The 21,637-nt window shown below is 66.9% G+C and carries 20 protein-coding genes and 1 pseudogene; 12 read left to right on the plus strand and 9 right to left on the minus strand.

The window, feature by feature from the left end:
- Positions 1-5 precede the first annotated feature (5 nt).
- The 8 genes and pseudogenes from AC1DIO_RS04205 to AC1DIO_RS04240 form a co-directional block, all read right to left on the minus strand.
- A complete protein-coding gene (locus tag AC1DIO_RS04205) occupies positions 6-1,100 on the minus strand; it encodes an ABC transporter ATP-binding protein (protein ID WP_476826091.1) in 1,095 nt (364 codons plus the stop codon).
- Between the two features lie 71 nt (positions 1,101-1,171).
- Positions 1,172-2,482, minus strand: a complete 1,311-nt coding sequence (gene melA, locus AC1DIO_RS04210) for an alpha-galactosidase (RefSeq protein ID WP_476853149.1) — start codon at positions 2,480-2,482, stop codon at positions 1,172-1,174.
- Between the two features lie 36 nt (positions 2,483-2,518).
- A complete protein-coding gene (locus AC1DIO_RS04215; RefSeq protein WP_441504587.1) occupies positions 2,519-3,376 on the minus strand; it encodes a carbohydrate ABC transporter permease in 858 nt (285 codons plus the stop codon).
- Positions 3,373-4,305: a carbohydrate ABC transporter permease gene (locus tag AC1DIO_RS04220; RefSeq protein ID WP_441504588.1), complete on the minus strand. Its 933-nt coding sequence runs from the start codon at positions 4,303-4,305 to the stop codon at positions 3,373-3,375. The genes AC1DIO_RS04215 and AC1DIO_RS04220 overlap by 4 nt, the downstream gene beginning before the upstream one ends.
- Positions 4,306-4,343: 38 nt before the next feature.
- On the minus strand, positions 4,344-5,639 hold the full coding sequence (locus tag AC1DIO_RS04225; RefSeq protein ID WP_441504589.1) for an ABC transporter substrate-binding protein: 1,296 nt from the start codon (positions 5,637-5,639) through the stop codon (positions 4,344-4,346).
- 69 nt (positions 5,640-5,708) lie between these two features.
- On the minus strand, positions 5,709-6,779 hold the full coding sequence (locus AC1DIO_RS04230; protein WP_476853150.1) for a LacI family DNA-binding transcriptional regulator: 1,071 nt from the start codon (positions 6,777-6,779) through the stop codon (positions 5,709-5,711).
- Positions 6,780-7,013: 234 nt separating this feature from the next.
- Positions 7,014-7,187 (minus strand): annotated as a pseudogene (locus tag AC1DIO_RS04235) (helix-turn-helix domain-containing protein); the annotation flags it as partial.
- Between the two features lie 89 nt (positions 7,188-7,276).
- Positions 7,277-7,765, minus strand: a complete 489-nt coding sequence (locus AC1DIO_RS04240) for an MgtC/SapB family protein (RefSeq protein ID WP_441488503.1) — start codon at positions 7,763-7,765, stop codon at positions 7,277-7,279.
- Between the two features lie 373 nt (positions 7,766-8,138).
- On the opposite strand from AC1DIO_RS04240, the gene AC1DIO_RS04245 reads away from it, so the two are divergent.
- The 9 genes from AC1DIO_RS04245 to AC1DIO_RS04285 all read left to right on the plus strand — a co-directional run bounded on the left by AC1DIO_RS04245 (position 8,139) and on the right by AC1DIO_RS04285 (position 16,933).
- On the plus strand, positions 8,139-8,450 hold the full coding sequence (locus AC1DIO_RS04245) for a hypothetical protein (RefSeq protein ID WP_476775819.1): 312 nt from the start codon (positions 8,139-8,141) through the stop codon (positions 8,448-8,450).
- 160 nt (positions 8,451-8,610) lie between these two features.
- The gene (locus tag AC1DIO_RS04250; protein WP_441504591.1) at positions 8,611-9,120 is read left to right on the plus strand and encodes a cupin domain-containing protein; all 510 of its coding nucleotides are present in this window, start codon (positions 8,611-8,613) and stop codon (positions 9,118-9,120) included.
- A 253-nt stretch (positions 9,121-9,373) separates the two neighbouring features.
- A complete protein-coding gene (locus AC1DIO_RS04255; protein ID WP_441504592.1) occupies positions 9,374-10,078 on the plus strand; it encodes a hypothetical protein in 705 nt (234 codons plus the stop codon).
- 301 nt (positions 10,079-10,379) lie between these two features.
- Entirely contained in the window at positions 10,380-11,969 is a 1,590-nt protein-coding gene (locus AC1DIO_RS04260; RefSeq protein WP_441504593.1) for an ABC transporter substrate-binding protein, read from the plus strand.
- A gap of 76 nt (positions 11,970-12,045) precedes the next feature.
- Entirely contained in the window at positions 12,046-13,059 is a 1,014-nt protein-coding gene (locus AC1DIO_RS04265; RefSeq protein WP_441504594.1) for an ABC transporter permease, read from the plus strand.
- A 14-nt stretch (positions 13,060-13,073) separates the two neighbouring features.
- Complete coding sequence (locus AC1DIO_RS04270; protein ID WP_441504853.1) at positions 13,074-13,973, plus strand: ABC transporter permease; 900 nt, start codon at positions 13,074-13,076, stop codon at positions 13,971-13,973.
- A 2-nt stretch (positions 13,974-13,975) separates the two neighbouring features.
- Complete coding sequence (locus AC1DIO_RS04275) at positions 13,976-15,709, plus strand: dipeptide ABC transporter ATP-binding protein (RefSeq protein WP_441504595.1); 1,734 nt, start codon at positions 13,976-13,978, stop codon at positions 15,707-15,709.
- A gap of 63 nt (positions 15,710-15,772) precedes the next feature.
- Positions 15,773-16,153 (plus strand): oxalurate catabolism protein HpxZ, encoded by a 381-nt coding sequence (hpxZ, locus tag AC1DIO_RS04280; protein ID WP_476853151.1) that lies wholly within the window; start codon positions 15,773-15,775, stop codon positions 16,151-16,153.
- Between the two features lie 96 nt (positions 16,154-16,249).
- A complete protein-coding gene (locus AC1DIO_RS04285; protein WP_441504597.1) occupies positions 16,250-16,933 on the plus strand; it encodes a GntR family transcriptional regulator in 684 nt (227 codons plus the stop codon).
- On the opposite strand, the gene atzF is transcribed toward AC1DIO_RS04285, so the two are convergent.
- A complete protein-coding gene (gene atzF, locus AC1DIO_RS04290) occupies positions 16,915-18,705 on the minus strand; it encodes an allophanate hydrolase (RefSeq protein WP_441504598.1) in 1,791 nt (596 codons plus the stop codon). The genes AC1DIO_RS04285 and atzF overlap by 19 nt on opposite strands.
- A 278-nt stretch (positions 18,706-18,983) precedes the next feature.
- On the opposite strand from atzF, the gene AC1DIO_RS04295 reads away from it, so the two are divergent.
- The 3 genes from AC1DIO_RS04295 (at position 18,984) to AC1DIO_RS04305 (ending at position 21,623) form a co-directional block, all read left to right on the plus strand.
- Positions 18,984-19,670 (plus strand): cysteine hydrolase family protein, encoded by a 687-nt coding sequence (locus tag AC1DIO_RS04295; RefSeq protein ID WP_441504599.1) that lies wholly within the window; start codon positions 18,984-18,986, stop codon positions 19,668-19,670.
- Between the two features lie 130 nt (positions 19,671-19,800).
- On the plus strand, positions 19,801-21,402 hold the full coding sequence (locus AC1DIO_RS04300; protein WP_441504600.1) for a regulator: 1,602 nt from the start codon (positions 19,801-19,803) through the stop codon (positions 21,400-21,402).
- On the plus strand, positions 21,399-21,623 hold the full coding sequence (locus AC1DIO_RS04305; protein WP_441504601.1) for a DUF4089 domain-containing protein: 225 nt from the start codon (positions 21,399-21,401) through the stop codon (positions 21,621-21,623). The genes AC1DIO_RS04300 and AC1DIO_RS04305 overlap by 4 nt, the downstream gene beginning before the upstream one ends.
- The last annotated feature ends 14 nt before the right edge of the window (positions 21,624-21,637 follow it).

Here is a 21,637-nt window from a genome sequence, read left to right on the forward strand (position 1 = left end):
CCGCCTCAGCTGTGCGCGACGGTTTGCGCAGTCACGCGCGCGCCGTCGGGCCGGAACAGATGCGCCAGTGCGATATCGACATGCAGCGGCACCCGCTCGCCGGGCTTCGGCTTCTGCTGTCCCTCGACCTGAACGGTGATCGGCTGGCCGTCGGAGAGGACGCCGTAGATCAGCGAGGAGCCCCCGAGCTGCTCCACGAGCTGGACCTTCGCCTCGCCGATCCGCGTGCCGGCGCCGCCGAGCCGCAGGTGCTCGGGCCGCAGGCCCAGGCTGCAATCGGCGCCGTCCTGGCCAGCCAGATGCGGCAGGGGCAACACGGTCTCGGCCAGGGCCACCCGCGCTTCTCCTCCTGTCGCCGGCAGCATCCTGGCCTGCAGGAGGTTCATCTTCGGGCTGCCGATGAAACCCGCGACGAAGCGGTTGACGGGGTTGTTGTAGAGCTCCAGCGGCGAGCCGATCTGCTCGACCTTTCCGGCGCGCAGAACCACGATCTTGTCGGCCATCGTCATGGCTTCGACCTGGTCATGCGTGACATAGATCATCGTGTTGCCGAGCTGCTGGTGCAGCTTGGCGATTTCCACGCGCATCTGCACGCGCAGCTCCGCGTCGAGATTGGAGAGCGGCTCGTCGAACAGGAAGATCTTGGGTTCGCGCACGATGGCGCGGCCGATGGCGACGCGCTGGCGCTGCCCGCCCGAGAGCTCCTTGGGCTTGCGGTCGAGCAAGTGATCCAGTTGCAGGATCGCCGCGGCACGGGCCACGCGCATATCGATCTCGGCCTTGGTCATCCGCGCCGTCTCGAGCGCGAAGGCCATGTTCTTGTAGACATTCATATGCGGGTAGAGCGCATAGGACTGGAACACCATCGCGATGCCCCGTTGCGCCGCCGGCACCTCGTTCATCACCGCGTCGTCGATGCGCAAGGTGCCGTCGCTGATATCCTCGAGCCCGGCGATCATCCGCAGCAAGGTGGATTTCCCGCAGCCAGACGGACCGACGAAGACCACGAACTCGCCGTTGGTCACGGACAGGTTCACATCCTGGATCACCGGGTGATCGCCGAAGCGCTTATGGACATGCTCCAAGGTCAGCCAACTCATCGTTCCCTCCTTGCGGCCTTATCGTTCTTGTCGTTGCGGGCAGGCAGGCCGCCTGCCCTGCTTGGGCGCGCTCAGGCAGCGAGTGCCGTCKAACGGATGCCGACCGGCATGGCCGAACCATGGGCCGCGATCAGGTCGTCGACCATGGCGCGGATCTCGCGCAGCGAGAGGACACTCGCGGCATGGCGGTCCAGCACCGCGGCGCGGTAGACCGCGTCCCGGTCGCCTTCCAGGGCAGCGCGCACGGTGAGGTCCTGGACGAAGACATGCGGCGCGCAATGGGCGGCGAGCTCCGGCGGCAGCGTGCCGGCATGGCAGGCTCGCAGGCCGTTGCGGTCGACGATCACGGGCACCTCGACACAGCAATCCTGCGGCAGGTTCTCGATCAGCCCGGTGTTGCGGACATTTCCGTAGATGAGCTGGGGCTCGTTCGTGACCATGCCGTTGATGATCGATGCGCCGTATTCGTCGCTGCGCTCGAGCGAGAAGCTCTCGCCGGCCAGCAGCTTTTGCCGCGTGTCGGCATAGCGTCGCAGGTTGCGCTCGCTGCGGCGAATATACTCGTCGACCGGCACGTCGAATTCCGCGATCTGGTCCTCGCGGCGCAGGAAATAGGGCGTGTATTCGGCCGTATGCTCGCTGGATTCGCTGACAAAGCGGCCGAGATGCTCCAGCAGGGCGAAACGGATCTTGTCCTTCGCAAAGATCTCCGGATTGCGGGCGGCACGCCGCAGCTGCGGATAGGCATCCTTGCCGTCGATTTCGAGCCGCAGGAACCAGGTCATGTGGTTGATGCCGGCGCAGTCATAGCTCAAGCGGGAGCGATCGACCCCGAGATAGGAAGCAAGGTCGCGCGCCGTGTGCTGGACGTTGTGGCACAACCCGACCACCTGCTGCTCTGGGAAGGCCCTGTAGACCGCCCAGGTCAGAATGCTCATCGGGTTGGTGTAGTTCATCAGCAGGGCATTGGGGCAGACCGCCCGCATGTCCCCGACCAGGTCGACCATGAAGGGAATGGTCCGCAACCCGCGGAAGATGCCGCCGATACCGACGGTATCCGCGATGGTCTGCTTCAGGCCGTAGCGGCTCGGGATCTCGAAATCGAGCAGCGTCGCCTCGTGCATGCCGATCTGCACCATGTTGATCACGAAATCCGCGCCCTCCAGGCAGCGCCGGCGGTCGGCATGCTCGGTCACGGTCGCCCCGGCATCGAACTGGCCGGACGTCCAGCGCGCCATCATTCCCGCCGTTTCGAGGCGCTCGGCATCGATGTCGTACAATGCGATCTCGCATTGCTTCAGCGCGGGAAGACTGAGGATGTCGGTGAGCAGGTTCTTGACGAAGACGACGCTGCCGGCGCCGATCATGGCGATCTTGGTCATGTCATGGTCTCTCTTGGGTAGAGGTCGGGAAAGGGCTCACTTGAGGCCTGTGCTGGCAATCCCCTGAACCAGATAGCGCTGGAAGATCAGGAAGATGAGCAGCATCGGCAGGAGGGAGATCAGGGCCAGCGCCATGACGCCGCCCCAGTCCGGATTGGCCTCGCCGCGCAGCAGGTTCAGGCCCAGCGGCAGGGTGAAGAGTTCCTGGTCGGTCAGGACGACCAGCGGCCAGGCGAAGTCGTTCCAGCGCCACATGAAGGTGAAGATCACCAGCACGGCGATGATCGGCTTCGAGAGCGGCAGCACGATGCGCAGGAAGATCCGCATCTCGCTGGCGCCGTCGAGCCGGGCGGCCTCGATCAGCTCATCGGGAATGCTGACCATGAACTGGCGCACCATGAAGACACCGAAAGCTTCGGCCGCGCGCGGCAGGATGACGCCCCAGGGCGAATTCAGCAGCCCCAGCCAGGAGGTCACGAGGAATTCCGGCACCAGGATCACCTGGATCGGGATCATCAGCGCGCCCAGGATCGCGAAGAACAGGATGTCGCGCCCGGGGAAGCGGAACTTGGCGAAGACGTAGCCGCAGAGCAGGTTCGCGGACACGGTGATCAGCACGGCGATCACGGCGATGAAGGTCGAATTCATCACCCAGGTCAGGAAGGGATGGCGCTGCGCGATATTCCTGAAATTCTCCAGCGTCAGCACCTGCGGGATCAGGCTCACCAGCGGCTGGAAGACCTCGGAACGAGGCCGGATCGCGGTCGCGAGCATCCAGTAGAGCGGAAAGATCATCGCCAGCGCGCCGAGCACGACAGCGATCCAGATCAGCACGTTGCCGGTTCGGCGGGTGCCGGGGCGCCTGGCGCCAGCCTCGAAGGTGACGCCGCTCATAGCACGTTCTCCGATTGGCGGCTGACCCGCCACTGAATGATCGTGAAGCCGAGCACGATGGCGTAGAGCACGACGCCGATCGCGCTGGCATAGCCCATCTCCGATGTCATGAAGGCGGACTGGTAGATGTATTGCACCAGCATCGTCGTCGAGAATCCCGGGCCACCGCCGGTCATCACGTAGATCAGGTCGAAGACCTGGAAGGAGTGGATCACGCTGAGGATCAGCAACAGGAAGGTGGCGGGCCGCAGGAGGGGCAGCGTGATCTTCCAGAACTGGCGAGAGGGCGACGCGCCATCCATGGTCGCGGCTTCGTAATAGAGCGTCGGGATCGACTGCAGCGCGGCGAGATACACCACCATGCAGAAGCCGACCCTGACCCAGAATGTCGCAATCACCAGCGACGGCAGCGCCCAGGCCGGCGAGGAGAGCCATGGGATCCGGTCGCCGCCGAGGCGCACGATCAGGGAGTTGATGACGCCGTAATGCTCGTTGAACATCCAGGCGGCGATGATGCCGGTGGCGACGGCCGAAACCACGACCGGAAGGAAATAGACGCTGCGCAGGAAGACCCGCCCCGGCATCCGTCGGTTCAGCGCCACGGCCAGGAGCAGCCCGCCTGCCATGGTGGTGGGCACCGAAGCCACGGCATAGACCGCCGTATTCAACAGCGCGTGCCAGAACTGCGTGTCGGCCACCAGCCTGCGATAATTGGCCAGGCCGGCATAGGTGACGTCGCCGATCAGGCTCCAGTCATGGAAGCTGATATAGAAGGCATAGAGCAGCGGAAAGAAACTGAAGGCGCTGAACAGAAGCAGGTTGGGCGTGATCAGGAGATAGGGCAGCATCCAGGGCCGCCGGAAGGAGCGGCGCCCCCGCGCCCCGGTAACGGGGGGCGCGGTGCTGGTCATGACGACGCTGTCGGACATGGATCACCTCGCAGACGGGACGGCAGGCCGCACCGCCGTCAGCTCTTGAGGACGCTGCGGATGGTGCCTTCCACGTTCTCGGCCGTGTCCTTTGGCGACTGGCCGGAGGTGAAGGCGAGGTCGAGCTGCTCGCCGAGCTTCGTATTGATGCGGCTGAAATCCGGCAGCGTCACCGTCGCGGCCAGATGGTCCGGGATCGTCCGCGACTGCTCGACGAAGACCTGCATCGCGTCGGGACGAAGCGGGTAGTCCAGCTTCGTTTCCATGAGGCTGCGCCGAACCGGCAGGAAGCCGGCGGCGATGCAGAAGTCGCGCATATTGGCCTCGTTGGTGGCATAGCGCAGGAAGTCGATGGCGACATCCCGGTTCTTGCTGTCGCGCGTCACGGCCAGACAATTGCCGCCGAGATCGGAGGCCATGCTGACGCTGCGCGGCATATAGGTCACCTGCCACTCCGCCTGTTTCATCGCGTCCTGCAGGAACGGGATCTGCCAGTCGCCATGCACCAGCATGCCGATCGTCCCGTTGGCGAAGAGGTTCTGCGTCTGCTCGTTGGTCTTGATCGAGGTCGTGGGCGGGACGAGCTTGTCGGTGAACCAGGACTGGGCCCAGGCGATCGCCTCGAGACCCTCCTTCGACGAGAGCTGCGGCTGGAGCAGCTGCTCGTCGAGCAATTTGCCGCCATTCTGGTAGAGGAAGGGCAGAAAGCGATAGGCGGCGGTGTTCTGCCAGGCGCAGGCGAAGCCGAATGGCGCTCCGGCCTTGTCCTTCAGCATCCGGGCGATCCGGATGAACTCCTCCCAGCGCCAGCTGTCCTCGAGCCGCCGCGGCAGCTCGATTCCGGCCCGCCGGAACATCTCCATGTTGCAATAGACCGCGAGCGTGTCGGTGTGGTGGGGAATGGCGAAGGCCTTGTCGCGATAGGTGACGGCCTTCCACAATGCGGGGGCGAATTGCGCTGCCAGGCCGCCGTCGAGATGCCCGCTCAGATCGACGATTGCGCCTGCTTTCGCATAGCGGCCGACCTGCTGGTACTGGATGCGGACCAGATCGGGGGCCTGCCGGCCGGCGAGGCGCGTATCGACCTGCTGATAGAGCTGGCCGGAGGATCCGCTGAGCTCCAGCCGGATCGAGACATGCGGGTTTTGCGCGGTGTAGCCCGCGATCAGCCGGCGGAAAGCGTCCTCCTCCGCCCGGTTGCCCCAGACCGCGAAATTGAGGCTCACCGGCGCCTGGGCCCGCGCCGCCCTCCCCGACCCGACCGAGAGAGCGAGCCCGGCGCCCAGAATATGCCGCCGAGAGAAAACCGTGCCTGTTCCGTTGAGGTTCGTCATCCCTGTTTCCTTCCCTGGATCATCACCGCTTTTCGCGGCTTGGTTTTTTGGTGTTGTTGGTCACGGGCTCTAGGCTGGCAGGCCACCACCCTTCAGGCCGCCGCAGGATTCCCGGATCACGAGCTGGACCGGAAGCTGCGTGTACCGAACGGGGCTTTCCCCGCCCTCGAGCTGGTCGATGAGGCTCGTCGCCGCCTGCTGGCCGAGCTCGAGCCGGCGGTGTTCCACCGTCGTTAGCGCCGGAACCGTGAAAGCCGCGAGCGCGATGCCGTCGAAGCCGACCACGGCCATGTCCTCGGGCACGCGCAGGCCGTGACGACGCAAGCCGTGCAGCACGCCGATCGCCATCTGGTCGTTGAACACGAAAAGCGCTTCGGGCCGCGGCTGCGGCAAGGCGAGCAAGAGCTCCACCGCCTTCACGCCTCCTTCCGGACTGTTCGCGACCTCGATTTCCCAATCCGGACGCGGCGGCAGACCGGCTCCGAGGAGCGCCCGACGATAGCCGTGCACACGCTCCCGCTCGCGCAGGGGATGCCGCTGCTGGCCCGAGATATGGCCGATCCGCCGATAGCCGCAGGCGAGCAGGTGCTGCGTCGCCATGTAGCCCCCGCCCTCGAGATCGACGCCGACGGAGGTGATTTCGGTACCGTCGCCTTGATCCTGCAGCGCGACACAGGGGACGCCGTGGCGTGCCAGTTCCTTCAACGCGTCCCAGATCGCCCGCGTTGGAGCCGAGGTGATGACGCCGTCCGAGACGCCCCCGCGCAGCCGCGCGATCGCCTTGAGCTTGGCCGCCTCGTCTTCCGCAACGAGCACGTCGAGCAGATAGCCGCGCTCCTGCGCCACCTGCTGCACGGCGCCGATCACCTCGGYCGAGTAGGGATTGCCGATATCGGGGGTGATGAAGGTGAGCGTGTTGGTGCGCCGCTGCCTCAGGTTCCGTGCAACGGAATTCGGGGTGTAGCCGAGATCGGCGGCGGCTTTGCGCACACGCTGCTGCGTGGCCTCGGAGAGACCGACGCGCCCACTTGCGCCATTGAGCACCAGCGAAACCGTCGCCTGCGAAACCCCCGCACGCTTCGCGACATCGGTGCTGGTCGCGGCTCCCGGTCGCTTCGATGGTTTCTGCTCGCGCGGCAACGCCTTCTCCTGGAATCTAATACGTATTAGATTAAGAGCTAACCGCTCATGGAATGCCTGTCAACGAAGGCCGCAGCGCCGACCTGACGGCGCATTCCTAAGGCCGGGACCAGTCGATCAAGCTGGTCATGGCAGCCGCCCGGCTGGCAGAAAACCTCAACCTGCGCGCGCCGGTTGGCCAGTGCATCCGGGCGCACGGCAGGCCCTGAGCCTTGGCGCGCAGCCGGCTCGCGCCACGGTCCGCCCCGCTTCCTTCAGCATCGGCTTCCGGGTGGAATCCCGGTCGAACAGCGGGAAGCCCAGCTGAGCCACCAGATTGGAGATCGTGTAGCTGATCACCGAAGTCGCGCGCCCAAGCGCGCGCCGAGCCCGCCCGCCTCTGCCCCCTCCGACGGGCTTGTCGGGCATGGAGCCGATATTCGATGACTTCCGCTCCCGACGCGCCTTCCGCAATCGCGGGATGAGCGCAGGAAGCATGTGCCGCAATCGGGTGCCTCTCAGTCCTCGTCGCGCGCCCGTGCTTCCCCTTGCGCAGCTCTCGCCGCATCTCCCCCGGCCCGCCGCCCGGCCCAGCGCTCGATCGAGTGATTGATCGCCAGCAGCAGCAATGCGAGGCCCGTTGCGGTCACGACGATCTTCCAGTCGCCCAGGCCGGCAGCGCAGCCGAGAGCGGCCGTCACCCAGATGGCCGCAGCCGTGGTGAGCCCCCTCGGGGTCATTTCCCGATCGCGAAGGACGATCACCCCGGCGCCCAGAAATCCGATGCCGGTCAGAACACCCTGCACGACACGGCTTGCCGCATCGGCCTGATCCGGTTCGCCGAAGATCCCAGCTGCCGCTGCCGTTCCAAGTCCGACCAGACCGAATGTGCGAATGCCCGCACTGCTCTGCTTGAGCGTGCGCTCCCAGCCGACGGCTATGCCCGCGGCGGTCCCCGCCAACAACCTGAAGATCAGGTCGACTTCAGCCCATGAAAACAGCTCCATAGGGCTATTCCCGCCCGGGGGTATCAAGGTCGCTACGCCGTACGCGCTCGCGCGTGCCGGCCGCCTCGACGGCATCAGGGCCTGCCGGCCCAGCCGCCTTGAGCGGCACAGGCGAAGGTGAGAAAGGGCCGTCGGGGCCCCGTTGCGCTGAATCGCGCGCCCCAATCTGAGCTTCCTGGCCGTTTCTCATGGGGTCTCCTTCGCTATCACCCCTTCCCCAACGCCGCCCCCGACAGGCTGTTCCGATGCAGGCGTGAAGAAGACCGGCGAGGCACCATCCGCCAGGAATGCCCGGCCGAGGGCCATGCGCCGCCCCGTGGCGAACACGTTGCTCCGCCATGCGTTATCCGACCAACTTTGGACCGGAGAGATGATGAGCGACGGAAAACATGAGCTCCGATTGGCCTTCAAGCGCATCGAGCGGGAGGTTCCGCAGGGTTTCGCCTCCCTGTTGCGCTGGCTGCGCCATCCCGCCTCGCGCTGGGCCCGCCTCCCCGCGGGCCTCATCCTCGTGGTCGGGGGCATCTTCTCGATACTGCCCGTGCTCGGGCTCTGGATGCTGCCGCTCGGCCTGCTACTGATCGCAGCGGATATCGCGCCCTTGCGCAAACCCATGGCGCGCTTTGTCCACGCTGCCATGAACCTGTGGGCGAGGCTGCGAGCACGCTGGCAGCGACGAGGCTAAGGCTGCTCCGCACGAGCGATCCCGAGCAAAAAGCGCCCACTGAGGACCGAATGCACCAATGCGCGGTACGTCCCGGACTGCGCGCCGCCGGGACGTACCGCCGGACCGGGAACGATGGGTCATTCCCAGCGTTATGCCGCCGAGTTCCGCGGGGCACGACATGGCGATCGTCACGGCGTTTCATTTCGAGGAGCACGGCACCGTGCCGAATAATCCGCGCCTGCCCGTGCTGTTCTACGTGGCTGCGTTTCCCGCCGAAGCCGCGGATATGGCGACCCTCATGGAAGAGCGTTTCGAAGGGAATGGCTGGCCCCCGCAATGGCGCAGCGGCATCTATGACTTCCAGCACTATCACACCGAAGGGCACGAGGCTCTCGGGATAGCCGCCGGCAAGGCGACACTGCTCCTAGGGGGAGAAAGAGGCCGTGAGATCGAGGTTGCCGCCGGAGATGTCGTCCTGCTGCCGGCGGGAACGGGACATCGATGCTTGCGGGCATCGCAGGACTTACTGGTGATCGGCGCCTATCCCCCGGGGCAGTCGGGGGACATCGTGCGGACCGAAGCAACAGCGCCGATCCGCCGGGCAATCGCCCGCCTGGCGTTTCCGGCGAGCGATCCGGTGGCCGGGTATGATGGCCCGGTTTCGTACCACTGGAGCGAGAGTATGTGAGACCGGAGTTGTTTGTCGTGCCCATTTGCGAATATCGCCCGCTCGCCCTGCCTGTCGCAGGCTCCCGCCCGCGCGCCGGGCGCAACGCTTGACGCAAGCCCTGCTAGCCCTGGCGCGACGGGCATCGAGGCAATCCCTCTTGTGGTCAGCGGGACCGGTGACTGATGGCCAAGGCGCGCAACGAGGCTTTACTTTCCGGCCATGAGCCCGGACGCTGATCGCCCCCGCTCCCGTCGGAAACGCGCTGCCTGCCATGCCCGAGACTGCTTCCGCGCGCCGCGCCATCGGCCTGATCGTTCCCTCCTCCAACCGGGTCGTCGAGCGCGTGGCGGCCCGTCTGCTGGCTGGAACTCCGGAGATAGATTGCTGCATCGCCCGGGTGCCCTATGACGGCATCGTCGCGGCCGCGCCGGCTGCCGGCTACAGGCTCGAACCCTTCGACACCGCTGCGATGCTGCTGGAAGAGGCCCGCGTCGATACGATCTGCTGGAACGCGACGCGGGGCGCGGCGCTGGGCTTTGCCGCCGATCGCGACCTGTGCCGGCGGATCGAGGACAAGACGGGCATCCCGGCGGTCACCACCGCTCTCGCGACCCTTGCGCTCCTCGGGGCAGAGCCGGGCCGGCGCGTCGGCCTGATCACGCAGGGCGACGAAGCGGAATCGCTGCATGTCGCCGGGCAGTTTCGCCGTGGGGATGTCGACATCCGCGAGCATCTCTGGCTCGGCATCACCAATAATCTCGATGCCGCGCATCTTACCGGCGACAGGCTGCTCGCCGAGGCAAGGACCCTGGCCGCGCGATCGCGCCTCGACACCATCCTGGTCTGGAGCACCAATCTATCCGGCTACGCCGCAGGCCTGGCCGCCGATCCGGCATCGGATCCGGCCATCCTCGACGCGGCCGAGATCGGCATCAACGCTGCGCTGATAAGCACAAGTGCGCGGCAGCAGAGATAATTGCCCACTAAATAGCCTGAATACCAGTCATTGCATGCAACATGACGAGGGCGGCTGCCCACGCCAGCATTTTACAAGAGATTTCAATCGCCTAAGTCTTGGCACGCTACGTGCTTGACTGGCGCCCATGTGCGCCTTTGCTGACCCGCATCCAGGACAGAGCACCATCCGAGCCGCGACAGGCGCGGAACGGATTGCCCTCGCGGCCCGGCCGCAGGGCGCTCTGCCCCGCCCGCCGGCCTGTTCCCGGCGGGCCGGCGCGCCGCGACATCCCGACTGGCAAAACAAGGATCTCTCGCCGATGCTCACTCGCCGCACCGCCATCGCAGCCGGCCTTGCTGCCCCCTTCGTCGCGCAGGGCAAGCTCGGGGCACAGACACCCAGCCGGGCCGAGACATTGCTGCTGGTGCAGGAATATGGGCCCAACAGCCTGGACATGCAGGGCATCGGCTCGTCGCAGCCGGTCAATGGCGTCGCGCTGAACTGCTATGACCGGCTGCTGCGCTTCAAGCCGGTGCCGATCCCGGGCGGCGGCGGCAACACGATCGCGATGGGCGAGCTCGAGGGCGAACTGGCCGAGAGCTGGCAGGTCGCCTCGGACGGCATGAGCTGCACCTTCAAGCTGCGCGACGCCACCTTCCATTCCGGCCGCAAGGTCACGGCGGCCGATGTGAAATGGTCGCTCGACCGCGCCTGCACGATCGGGGGGTTCGCCACCACGCAGATGAATGCCGGCTCGCTCGAGAAGCCAGAGCAGTTCGTCGTCGTCGACGACAAGACCTTCCGAGTCGACTTCGTCCGCAAGGACAAGATGACGCTGCCGAACCTCGCGGTCACCATCCCCTTCGTGTTCGACTCCGAGCTCGCGATCAAGAATGGCGGCGGCGATCCCCATGCGAAGGAGTGGCTGAAGAACAACGTCGCCGGCTCCGGCGCCTACAAGGTCGAGAGCTGGAAACCCGGCGTCGAGACGATCTATGTCCGGAACGATGCCTGGACCTCCGGCAAGCTGCCGCAGCTTCGCCGCATCATTGCGCGCGACATCGCCTCGCCTTCGACCCGCCGGGCCCTGATGGAGCGCGGCGATGCCGATGTCTCCTACGGGCTGCCACCGAAGGACTTCAAGGACCTGCTCGATGCCGGCAAGGTCAATGTCGTCGGCGTGCCGATCCCCAACGGTGTCTGGGGCTGCTACCTCAACACGCAGGTCGGGCCGTTCAAGGATGTGCGCCTGCGCCAGGCCGTGGCCTGGGTGATGCCCTATGAGAAGCTGCTGCAGGCCTCGCTGTTCGGCCGCGGCGTCGACATGTCGGGCGGGCCCGAGACGCCCAAGGTCACCTGGCCGCAGCCCTTTCCCTACACATCCAACGTCGCCAAGGCCAAGGCGCTGGTCGATGCAGCCGGCGGCGGCTTCTCGACCACGCTGTATTTCGACGCCGGCAATGCGACGGTCGCCGAACCGATGGCGGTGCTGATCAAGGAGGCGCTCGGCGCGATCGGAATCACCGTCGAGATCAACAAGGTGCCGGGCGCGAATTTCCGTACCGAGATCGCCAAGAAGACCAATCCGATGGTGCTGAACCGCTTCGCCGGCTGGCTCGACTATCCCGATTACTACCTGTTCTGGACGATGCACGGCAATAATTCGATCTTCAACATCGCCGCCTATCAGAACCCGGAACTCGACAAGCTGATCGACGCCGCGCGCTTCGCGCCCGACAAGGCAGCCTATGACGCTAATGTCGTCGACTTCATCAAGCTGGTGAACCGCGAGGTGCCGATGGTGCCGATCGCGCAGCCGACCCATGACGTGGCGCTCCAGAAGGCGATCGGCGGCTATCAGTTCCAGCCCTGCCGCGAGCCCGATTTCCGCTACCTGACCAAGGGCTGAGCGCCCAGCGCACCGCCGCCCCGCACGCAACGGCGGCGGCGGCGACTTCGCCGGATTTCGGCAAGGAGGCTGCACAATGCTTCGCATGATCGGCGGGCGGCTGATGACGACGATCCCGTCGGTCATCGGCGTGATCATCGTCACCTTCCTGCTGACGCGGGTGTTGCCGGGGGACACGGCAGCCTATTTCGCCGGGCCCGCAGCGACGCCGCAGGCCATTGCCGAAATCCGCAGCAAGCTGGGGCTCGACCAGCCCTTGCCGGTGCAGTTCGTCTCCTATGTCACGGCGCTGGCCAAGGGCGATCTCGGCCAGTCCCTGACCACCGGCCAGCCGGTGACGGCCGACCTGGCGGCGCGGCTGCCCGCCTCCGCCGAGCTGACGCTTGCGGGTCTGCTGCTGGCCATGTCGGTCGCCCTGCCGCTCGGCGTACTGGCCGCGGTGAAGCAGGGCTCCTGGATCGACCATCTCTGCCGCGTGGTGGCGACGGCCGGCGTCTCGCTGCCGGTGTTCTTCACCGGGCTCCTGCTGGTCTATGCCTTCTATTTCCTGCTCGGCTGGTCGCCGGCGCCTCTCGGGCGGCTCGATGTCTTCGCCTCGGAACCGCCGCGCATCACCGGGCTGTTCTTGATCGACAGCCTGCTTGCCGGGCATGTCGAAACCTTTCGTGCCGCGCTGGCGCAACTGATCCTGCCGGCGGTCACGCTCGGCATCTTCTCGCTGGCGCCGATCACGCGGATGACCCGCGCCTCGATGCTGGCTGTGCTCGGCGCCGATTTCGTCCGCACCGCGCGCGCCAGCGGGCTGACCAATGCCAAGGTCATCGGCACCTATGCCTTTCGCAACGCCATGCTGCCCGTCGTGACCACGCTCGGCATGGTGTTCTCCTTCCTGCTCGGCGCCAATGTCCTGGTCGAGAAGGTCTTCGCCTGGCCGGGCGTCGGCTCCTATGCGGTCGAGGCGCTGATCGCCTCGGATTACGCGCCGATCCAGGGCTTCGTGCTGACCATGGCGATCCTCTACGTCGTGCTGAACCTGCTGATCGACCTGCTCTACGGCGTCATCGATCCCCGCGTCAGGCTGGAAGGGTGAGGCCCGTGAACGACATGAGCAAGCTCGACCCCGCCGCCACGCCCGCCCTGCGCTTCGAGGCGCCGCCCGCGACGAGCCTGTGGGCCCATGCGCGCCATGTCGTCTCGGAAAACCCGATCACCGGCTTCGCCTTCCTGCTGTTCGGGCTGATCGTGCTCGCGGCGATCTTCGGTCCCTCGCTCGTGCCCTACGACCCGCTGGCGAGCAACACCAATGCGGCACTCCAGGCCCCGAGCGCGGCGCATTGGTTCGGCACCGACCAGCTCGGGCGGGACATCTTCAGCCGGGTCATCGCCGCGACGCGGCTCGATTTCACCATTGCGGTCGCCTCGGTCGCGCTCGTTTTCCTGCTCGGCGGGCTCGCCGGCGTCAGCGCCGGCTTCTTCGGCGGCTGGGTCGACAAGCTGGTCGGTCGCATCGCCGACACGATCATGGCCTTCCCGCTCTTCGTACTGGCGATGGGCATCGTCGCGGCGCTCGGCAACAGCGTCACCAATATCGTGATTGCGACCGCCATCATCAATTTCCCGCTCTATGCGCGGGTGGCGCGGGCCGAGGCGAATGTGCGGCGCGAGGCGGGTTTCGTGCAGGCGGCGCGGCTCTCGGGCAATTCCGACTGGCGGCTGCTCCTCACCCAGATCGTGCCCAACATCATGCCGATCATGGCTGTGCAGATGTCGCTGACCATGGGCTACGCGATCCTGAACGCGGCCGGCCTCTCCTTCATCGGCCTTGGCGTACGCCCGCCGACGCCGGAATGGGGGATCATGGTGGCCGAGGGTGCGAGCTTCATCGTCTCCGGCGAATGGTGGATCGCCTTCTTCCCCGGCCTGGCGCTGATGATCGCGGTGTTCTGCTTCAACCTGCTCGGCGACGGCGTGCGCGATCTCGTCGATCCCCAGCGGAGGAATTGACCTTGGCCACGATCCCGCTGCTCGAGATCCGGAACCTCACCGTCGAATTCGCCACGCGCCGTGGGGCGGTGCAGGCGGTGAAATCGATCGATATCAGCGTCGCCAAGGGCGAGACGGTCGCGATCGTCGGCGAGTCCGGCTCGGGCAAATCGGTGACCTCCTATGCCGTGGTGCGCATTCTCGACCGGGCCGGCCGGGTCGCAGAGGGTTCGATCTCGTTCTCAGGCGTCGATCTCGTCGCCGCCGACGAGGCGCAGATGCGCGACCTGCGCGGGCGCGAGATCTCGATGGTCTTCCAGAACCCGCGCGCCGCGCTCAACCCGATCCGCAAGGTCGGACGGCAGATCGAGGACGTGCTGCTGCAACATGTCCAGGCGACGCGCGCGACCGCCAGGGAGAAGGCGATCGAGGCCCTGACGCGCGTCAGGATCGCAAGGCCCGAAGAGCGCTACGATGCCTACCCGTTCGAGCTTTCGGGCGGCATGTGCCAGCGCGTGGTGATCGCGCTCGCCATCACCTGCCAGCCGCAGCTGCTGATCGCCGACGAGCCGACCACGGGGCTCGACGTCACCACGCAGAAGGCGGTGATGGATCTCATCGTCGAGCTCACCCGCGAGCGCGGCATGTCGACGATCCTGATCACCCATGATCTCGGGCTGGCTGCCGCCTATTGCGACAAGGTCGTGGTCATGGAGAAGGGCCGCGTCGTCGAGACGGCCGCGGCCAGTGAGATCTTCCGCAATCCGCAGCACCCCTATACCCGCCGGCTGATGCAGGCGACGCCGCGCATCGGCATGTCGCTCGCCGATCTGCTGACCGAACCGCCGAAGGCGGAGCCGGTGCCCAAGACAGCGCCCGCCCCCTCGCCTGTCCCCACCTCCTCTGGCGCGGCGCGAGGCGAAGCGGCCCCTGGGCCGCTGCTCAGCGTCGAGGCGCTGGTGAAGGAGTATCCGCGCCCGGCTACGGGGGCGTTCCTCGCCAGGCTGATGGGCAAGGCGGAGCCTGGGAAGCCCGGCTTCCGCGCCGTCGACGGTATCAGCTTCTCAATTGCGCGCGGCGAGACGCTCGGGCTCGTCGGCGAATCCGGCTGCGGCAAGTCGACGACCTCGATGATGATCACGCGGCTGATCGACCCGAGTGGCGGCAGGATCGTCTTTGACGGCAGCGATATCGGCGCGATCCCCGCCCGGCAGTTTGCGGCCTCGCCCCAGCGCCGGCGCATCCAGATGGTGTTCCAGGACCCGACCGACAGCCTCAACCCGCGCTTCACTGCCGAGCGGGCGATTGCCGACCCGATCATGCGGATGGGCGCGATCCGCGGCCGCGATGCGCTGCGGGCGCGCTGCGAGGACCTGGCGCGGCTTGTCGGCCTGCCGGCCGAGCTGATCGACCGGTTCCCGCATCAGCTCTCGGGCGGGCAGAAGGCGCGCGTCGGCATCGGCCGCGCGATCGCGCTCGACCCCGACCTCGTCATCCTGGACGAGCCGACAGCGGCGCTCGACGTTTCCGTCCAGGCGGTCGTCCTGAACCTGCTGGAGGAGTTGAAGGGGCGGCTCGGCATGAGCTATCTCTTCGTCTCGCACGACCTGAATGTGGTGCGGCTGCTCTGCGACCGGGTGATCGTGATGCGCAGCGGCGCGATCGTCGAGGAAGGTACCGCAGAAGAGGTTCTGGGCAACCCGAGAGCCGAGTACACCAGAGAGCTGCTGACCGCGATTCCGCATCCGCCGATGTGACGGTGCAAGATGCCGTTGCGCATGCAGCGCCGAAACCGGCCATGGCCTTTGGAGACGCCTTTCATGAAGATCAACGACCCTGCCGTGCTTGCCGAAGTCGAGGCCGCCTTCGCGACCTATGAAAAGGCGCTGACGAGCAACGACGTGGCCACGCTGGACGCGCTGTTCAGGGACAGCCCGCTGACGCTGCGCTATGGCGTGGCCGAGAACCTCTACGGCCATCATCAGATCGCCGCGTTCCGCTCGGCGCGCTCGCCCGTCGGGATCGAGCGCGCGCTCGAACGCACCGTCATCACCAGCTATGGCGATGCGATGGCGACCGCCAACACGATGTTCCGCCGCGCCAGCATGCAGGGCAAGGTCGGCCGGCAAAGCGAGACCTGGGTCAAGTTTCCCGAAGGCTGGCGGGTCGTCGCCGCCCATGTCAGCGTCATCGCGGAATGAGTCTTTCGCGTCGGGCCATGACCTTGGCCATGACCGTCGCGTCGATGCCTGTCATGCAGGCGCCTGCGCCCCTGCCCGTTCTCCGGTGCTGATGCCATGCCGCCCCGCGCCCTCCCCGTCAGAGCCAAGCCCGCAGCCCCGGCGCCGACGCGCACGGAGGCGCTGCGCCTTCAGATCGCCGACGAGATCGTCTCCGGTGCGCTCGAACCGGGGACGCCGCTCGACGAGCAGGATCTGGCGGCGCGGTTCGGCGTCTCGCGGACACCCGTGCGCGAGGCGATCCGCCAATTGTCCGCCTCGGGCCTCGTCAGCGTCCGGCCGCACCGCGGGGCGGTTGTCGCCTTGCCGACCCCGCGGCAGCTCGACGACATGTTCGAAGCCATGGCCGAGCTGGAGGCGCTCTGCGCCGGGCTCGCCGCCCGCAACATGACCGTGCCCGAACGGCGCGGGCTCGAAGGGCTGCACCAGGCCCTGCGCGCGCTGGTGCATGAGGGCGATCCCGCGCGCTATCACGAGACCAACGAGGCCTTTCACGCCGCGATCTATGCCGGATCGCATAATGGCTATCTGGCGGAGCTGACGCTGATGACGCGCGCCCGGGTCGCGCCGTTCCGCAGGGCGCAGTTCCGGGCGACCGGGCGGCTCGGCGGCTCCTATCGCGAGCACGACCTGATCGTCCAGGCGATCCTGCGCGGCGACCAGCCCGGCGCGAGCGAGGCGATGCGCGCCCATATCGGCATCGTGCGCGATGCGTTCAGGAGCTATGCGGGCGCGCCCTGACGCGCGCCCTGCGCTGCGACATAGGCCCGCCAGCCCCCGAACTCGCTGACGTCGCGCGCCGCCTCGGTCGCGATCTGCTCGCAGAGAAAGCCCTTGACCCGCGTGCCGTCGGCCAGCGCCAGCGTGCCGATGCCGAGCGGCGAAGGAATGCCGGCAACGAAACGGCCAAAGCCTTCGGGAGGCAGCGCCCAGACCTCGAGCGCGATCGGAGTTCCCCCTTGCCCGACCCGGATCAGGCCCGGCCGCGCCGGCGGTCCGCCCGGCAGGGCAAAGAGGCGGTATTCGGCGCTTGTACTCGTCGCGCGCTGGAAGATCGCGCCGAGCGCGGTCAATTCTCCGTTCAGGGGCATGCCCGAGAGATGCGCGCCGACAACGGCGATCTCAAGCATGCCAGGCGCGGCAGTGGCCGGCTCGTTCGCCGGCGGCAGCGGCAGGCCGGTCGCGCCCAGCGTCAGTCCCGACGCCTGATGGAAGGCCCGCCCGAGGCTGGCCAGCGACGCATCCTGGCCGGACGGCGCGATCAAGGTGACGCCGGCTGCGGTGCCGTCCTCCATCAGGCTCACCGGCACGGCGAGCGCGCACATATCGAGCAGGTTGACGAAATTGGTGTAGCGGCCGAGCAGCGAATTCCGGCCGATCGGGTCTGTCGCCATCTCGGCCAGCGTGACCGGCCGCGGCACGGTCGGCACCATCATGGCATCGATGCCCTTCAGAGCGGCCCGGGCGCAGAGAGCAAGCCCGGCCAGCCGGTATTGCGCCGCGAAGGCCTCGGCCGCATCCGGCAGCGGCCGCCCCGTGATGACCTGCCGGATCACCGGCAGGATCGCCTCGGGTTCGGCCATCAGCAGGTCGCGGATGGCGAGATAGCGCTCCGCCACCCAGGGCCCGTCATAGAGCAGCCGGGCGGTCTCGTAGAATGGCGTCATGTCGATGGGGACGATGATCGCGCCCAGCGCTCGCGCCCGTTCGACCGCAAGGGCAAAGCTCGCCGCCGCCGCCGGAGCGCCGTCGAAATCGAGATCGGCTGGGCGCGGGATGGCGAGCCGCGGATGCGGCGCCAGTGCGCCCGGCCGCCCGAACGGTATGGAACGGGAGAACGGGTCGGTCGCATCGGGGCCGGCGATCACCTCCAGGACGGCCGATGCGTCATCGACGGTCAGCGCGAACACCGAAACGCAGTCGAGCGTGCGGCAGGCCGGAACGACGCCCGCCGTCGAGACCAGGCCGAGGCTCGGCTTGAGGCCGACGAGGTTCTGCAGGCCGGCGGGCACCCGGCCCGACCCCGCGGTGTCGGTGCCGAGCGCGACAGGAACGATGCCGGCCGCAACCGCGCAGGCGGAGCCGGAGCTCGAGCCTCCCGGCACGAGATCGGGGCGCAAGGCGTTGCGCGGCACGCCATAGGGCGAACGCGTGCCGTTCAGGCCGGTGGCGAACTGGTCGAGATTGGTCTTGCCGATGATGATCGCGCCCTCTTCCCGCAACCGCGCAACCACGCCGGCATCCGCGACGGGGAGATAGGAGAAAGCCGGACATGCCGCGCTGGTGGCGAGCCCGGCGACATCGATATTGTCCTTGACCGCGATGGGCACGCCCCAGAGCCTGCGACCCCGTGGGCCCTCGGCCTGCAGGCGCGCCGCCTCGGCCAGCGCTTCCGTTTCGAGCCGCAGGCTGATGAAGATCGCTTCGTCGTCATGGTCGCGATAGCGCGCATAGGCTGCCGCAATCGTCTCCGGGATCGTGCGCCGGCCGGCAAGATGATCAGCGAGAAGCATGGTCATTGTGCTCACGAGATAGCCCCTCTTCTTTCCAGCCTATGAAATGAGCAATTGCTTGCGAGATGCATGCGAAGATTATGCATGCCGCCACCTGCATCGGCCGCGCTGCGCAGCCGGACCCGTGCGATCCGCCGATCGCGCCCCTCTGACGCTCAAATTGATCAAGCGATTTCAAATCCTTAGCTGGAACCGCCCGCAACTCCGGGGCCGCAACCCGCGCTCAGGCACAGCCCTTGCAAAGCTTGTTCCGTTCGCCAGCGACGGGAGCGCCTTTCGTGAGCCGGTCCGAGATTGCAGCCCAGCCCTTCCCGATCAGCGTCGATTTCGCGCGAACCGCGCTCGTGATCATCGACATGCAGCGGGATTTCCTGGAGCCGGGCGGCTTTGGCGCCGCGCTCGGCAATGATGTCGCCCTGCTCGGCGCGGCGCTCCTGCCCTGCAAGGCCATGCTCGCAGGAGCCCGCGCCGCCGGCATGCTGGTAATCCACACGCGCGAGGGCCACCGGCCCGATCTCTCGGACGCGCCGCCGGCCAAGGTGCTGCGCGGCGATCCGGCCACACGCATCGGCGCGGCGGGGCCGATGGGGCGTATCCTCGTCCGCGGCGAGGCCGGCCATGACATCGTGCCGGCGCTGGCGCCGCTGCCCGGCGAACCGGTGATCGACAAGCCCGGCAAGGGCGCCTTCTACCAGACCGATCTCGACCTGATGCTGCGCAATCGCGGCATCGAGACGCTGCTCGTCAGTGGCGTGACGACCGAGGTCTGCGTCCACACCACCGTGCGCGAGGCGAATGACCGGGGCTATCGCTGTCTCGTCCTCGGCGACGCCTGCGCCTCGTACTTTCCGGAATTCCACAGAGTGGGCCTGGCGATGATCGCAGCCCAGGGCGGCATTTTCGGCTGGGTCTCGTCCACGGATGCGGTGCTGGCCGCCCTCGCAGCCAAGGACCGGGCTGCCTAGAGCAAGCTGCGGAAAAGCGGCAACGGTTTTTCGCGTTAAGAATGCCCTAAACTATTAGATTTGTTCACGTTTTCCGCGTTTTGACGATTTCTTCCAAACGCAGCGTGATCCAAGCGCGGAGGTGAAGACCATGACGAGCGCGACAAGCAGGCCACAATTGTGGACGCCGGGCGACTGGAACGCCCTGTTCGGTTTCGGTACCAATATCCTAGTCAATCTGCTGGTGCTGACCGGGCTTCTGCAATTCGTGCTGAAGATGCCTGCTGAGATCGTCTTCGGCCGCATCCTGCCCGCGCTTGGTCTGATGATGCTGCTCTCGACCGGTTATTACGCCTGGCTCGCCTACCGGCTCGCCAGGGAAACCGGCCGCGACGATGTCTGCGCCCTGCCCTCGGGCATCAGCGTGCCGCATATGTTCGTCGTCACCTTCGTGATCATGCTGCCGATCGCGAGCATGACCGGCGATCCGATCAAGGGCTGGGAGGCCGGGCTCGTCTGGGTGTTCTTCCAGAGCTTCATCCTGATGGCCGGCGGCTTCATCGCGCCCTATATCCGCAAGGTCACGCCGCGCGCGGCGCTGCTCGGCACGCTGGCCGGCGTCTCGATCGCCTTCATTTCGATGCGCCCGGCACTCGAGATTTTCCTGACACCGGCGATCGGTCTCACCTGCCTTGCGATCATCCTGGTCAGCTGGTTCGGCGGCGTGCGCTATCCCCGCAGCATCCCGGCGGGGCTGGTCGCCATCGCCTTCGGCATGGTCATCGCCTGGGGGTCGGCGCTGCTCGGGCTCGATGTCGGGGGCCTGAGCCTCGCCAAGCTGGGCGCCGCCTTCTCGACCTTCGGTTTCTCGCTGCCGCTGCCGGCAGTCGACCATGTCTTCTCCGGCTTCTCCTATCTCGGCATCATCCTCGTCACGGCGATCCCCTTCGGCATCTATGATCTCGTCGAGGCCATGGACAATGTCGAGAGCGCGGAAGCGGCCGGTGACCATTACCCGACGACGCGGGTACTGACCGCCGACGGCGTCGTCAGCCTGATCGGCTGCCTGATGGGCAACCCCTTCATCAACGCCGTCTATATCGGCCACCCCGGCTGGAAGGCGATGGGCGGGCGCATCGGCTATTCCGCCGCGACCGGGCTGATCGTGATCGTGCTGTGCTGGTTCGGCGTCATCGCCCTGCTGCTGGCGCTGATCCCGCTCGTCGCGATCTCGCCGATCCTGCTCTATATCGGCATGCTGATCGGCGCGCAGGCCTTCCAGACCACGCCGGCAAGCCATGCGCCTGCCATCGTCCTGGCGCTGACGCCGCATCTCGCGGCCTGGGCCAAGGTGCTGATCGACGGGGCACTCGGCGCGGCGGGGACCAATGCGGCCGCTGTCGGCATCGACAAGATGGCCAATATGGGCGTGCTCTATCACGGGCTCGAACTGATGGGCGGTGGCGCGATCCTGTCCGGGCTGGTGCTCGGCGCCATCGCCGTCTTCGTCATCGAGAAGCAGTTCCTCCACGCCGCAGGCTTTGCGGCCGCGGGCGCCGTCCTGACCTATTTCGGCCTGATGCATGGCGAGGCGATCGGCATCGGCAAGGGGTTCGGCGTCACACCCTCGATCAGCCTCGCCTATGCGATCGTCGCGGGCTTCCTCTTCCTCTGCGCGCGCTCGCTCTCCGTCGTGACCGCGGCGAAGACGATGACCACCGAGCCCCGCGGCAAGCTGGAGCCGGCGGAATGAGCGAACCGAAACCCGTCTTCGATGCGGCGCGCCATTGCGATGCGATGGCGCCCGCGCTCGGCCTGGCGATCAGCGAGGAGCAGCGTCCGGTCGTCCTGCAATTCCTGGCAGTGGCGAAGGCCATGTCCGAGATCGTCTTCGCCGCGCCCGTCGACGAGGCCAGCTTCGAGCCGGCCGGCGTGTTCCGCGCCGGGCGCCCGCATGACGGAGAGCCCGCGTGAGCTTCGATGCCTTC

The organism is Allobosea sp. 05T439 (genome assembly GCF_056396005.1).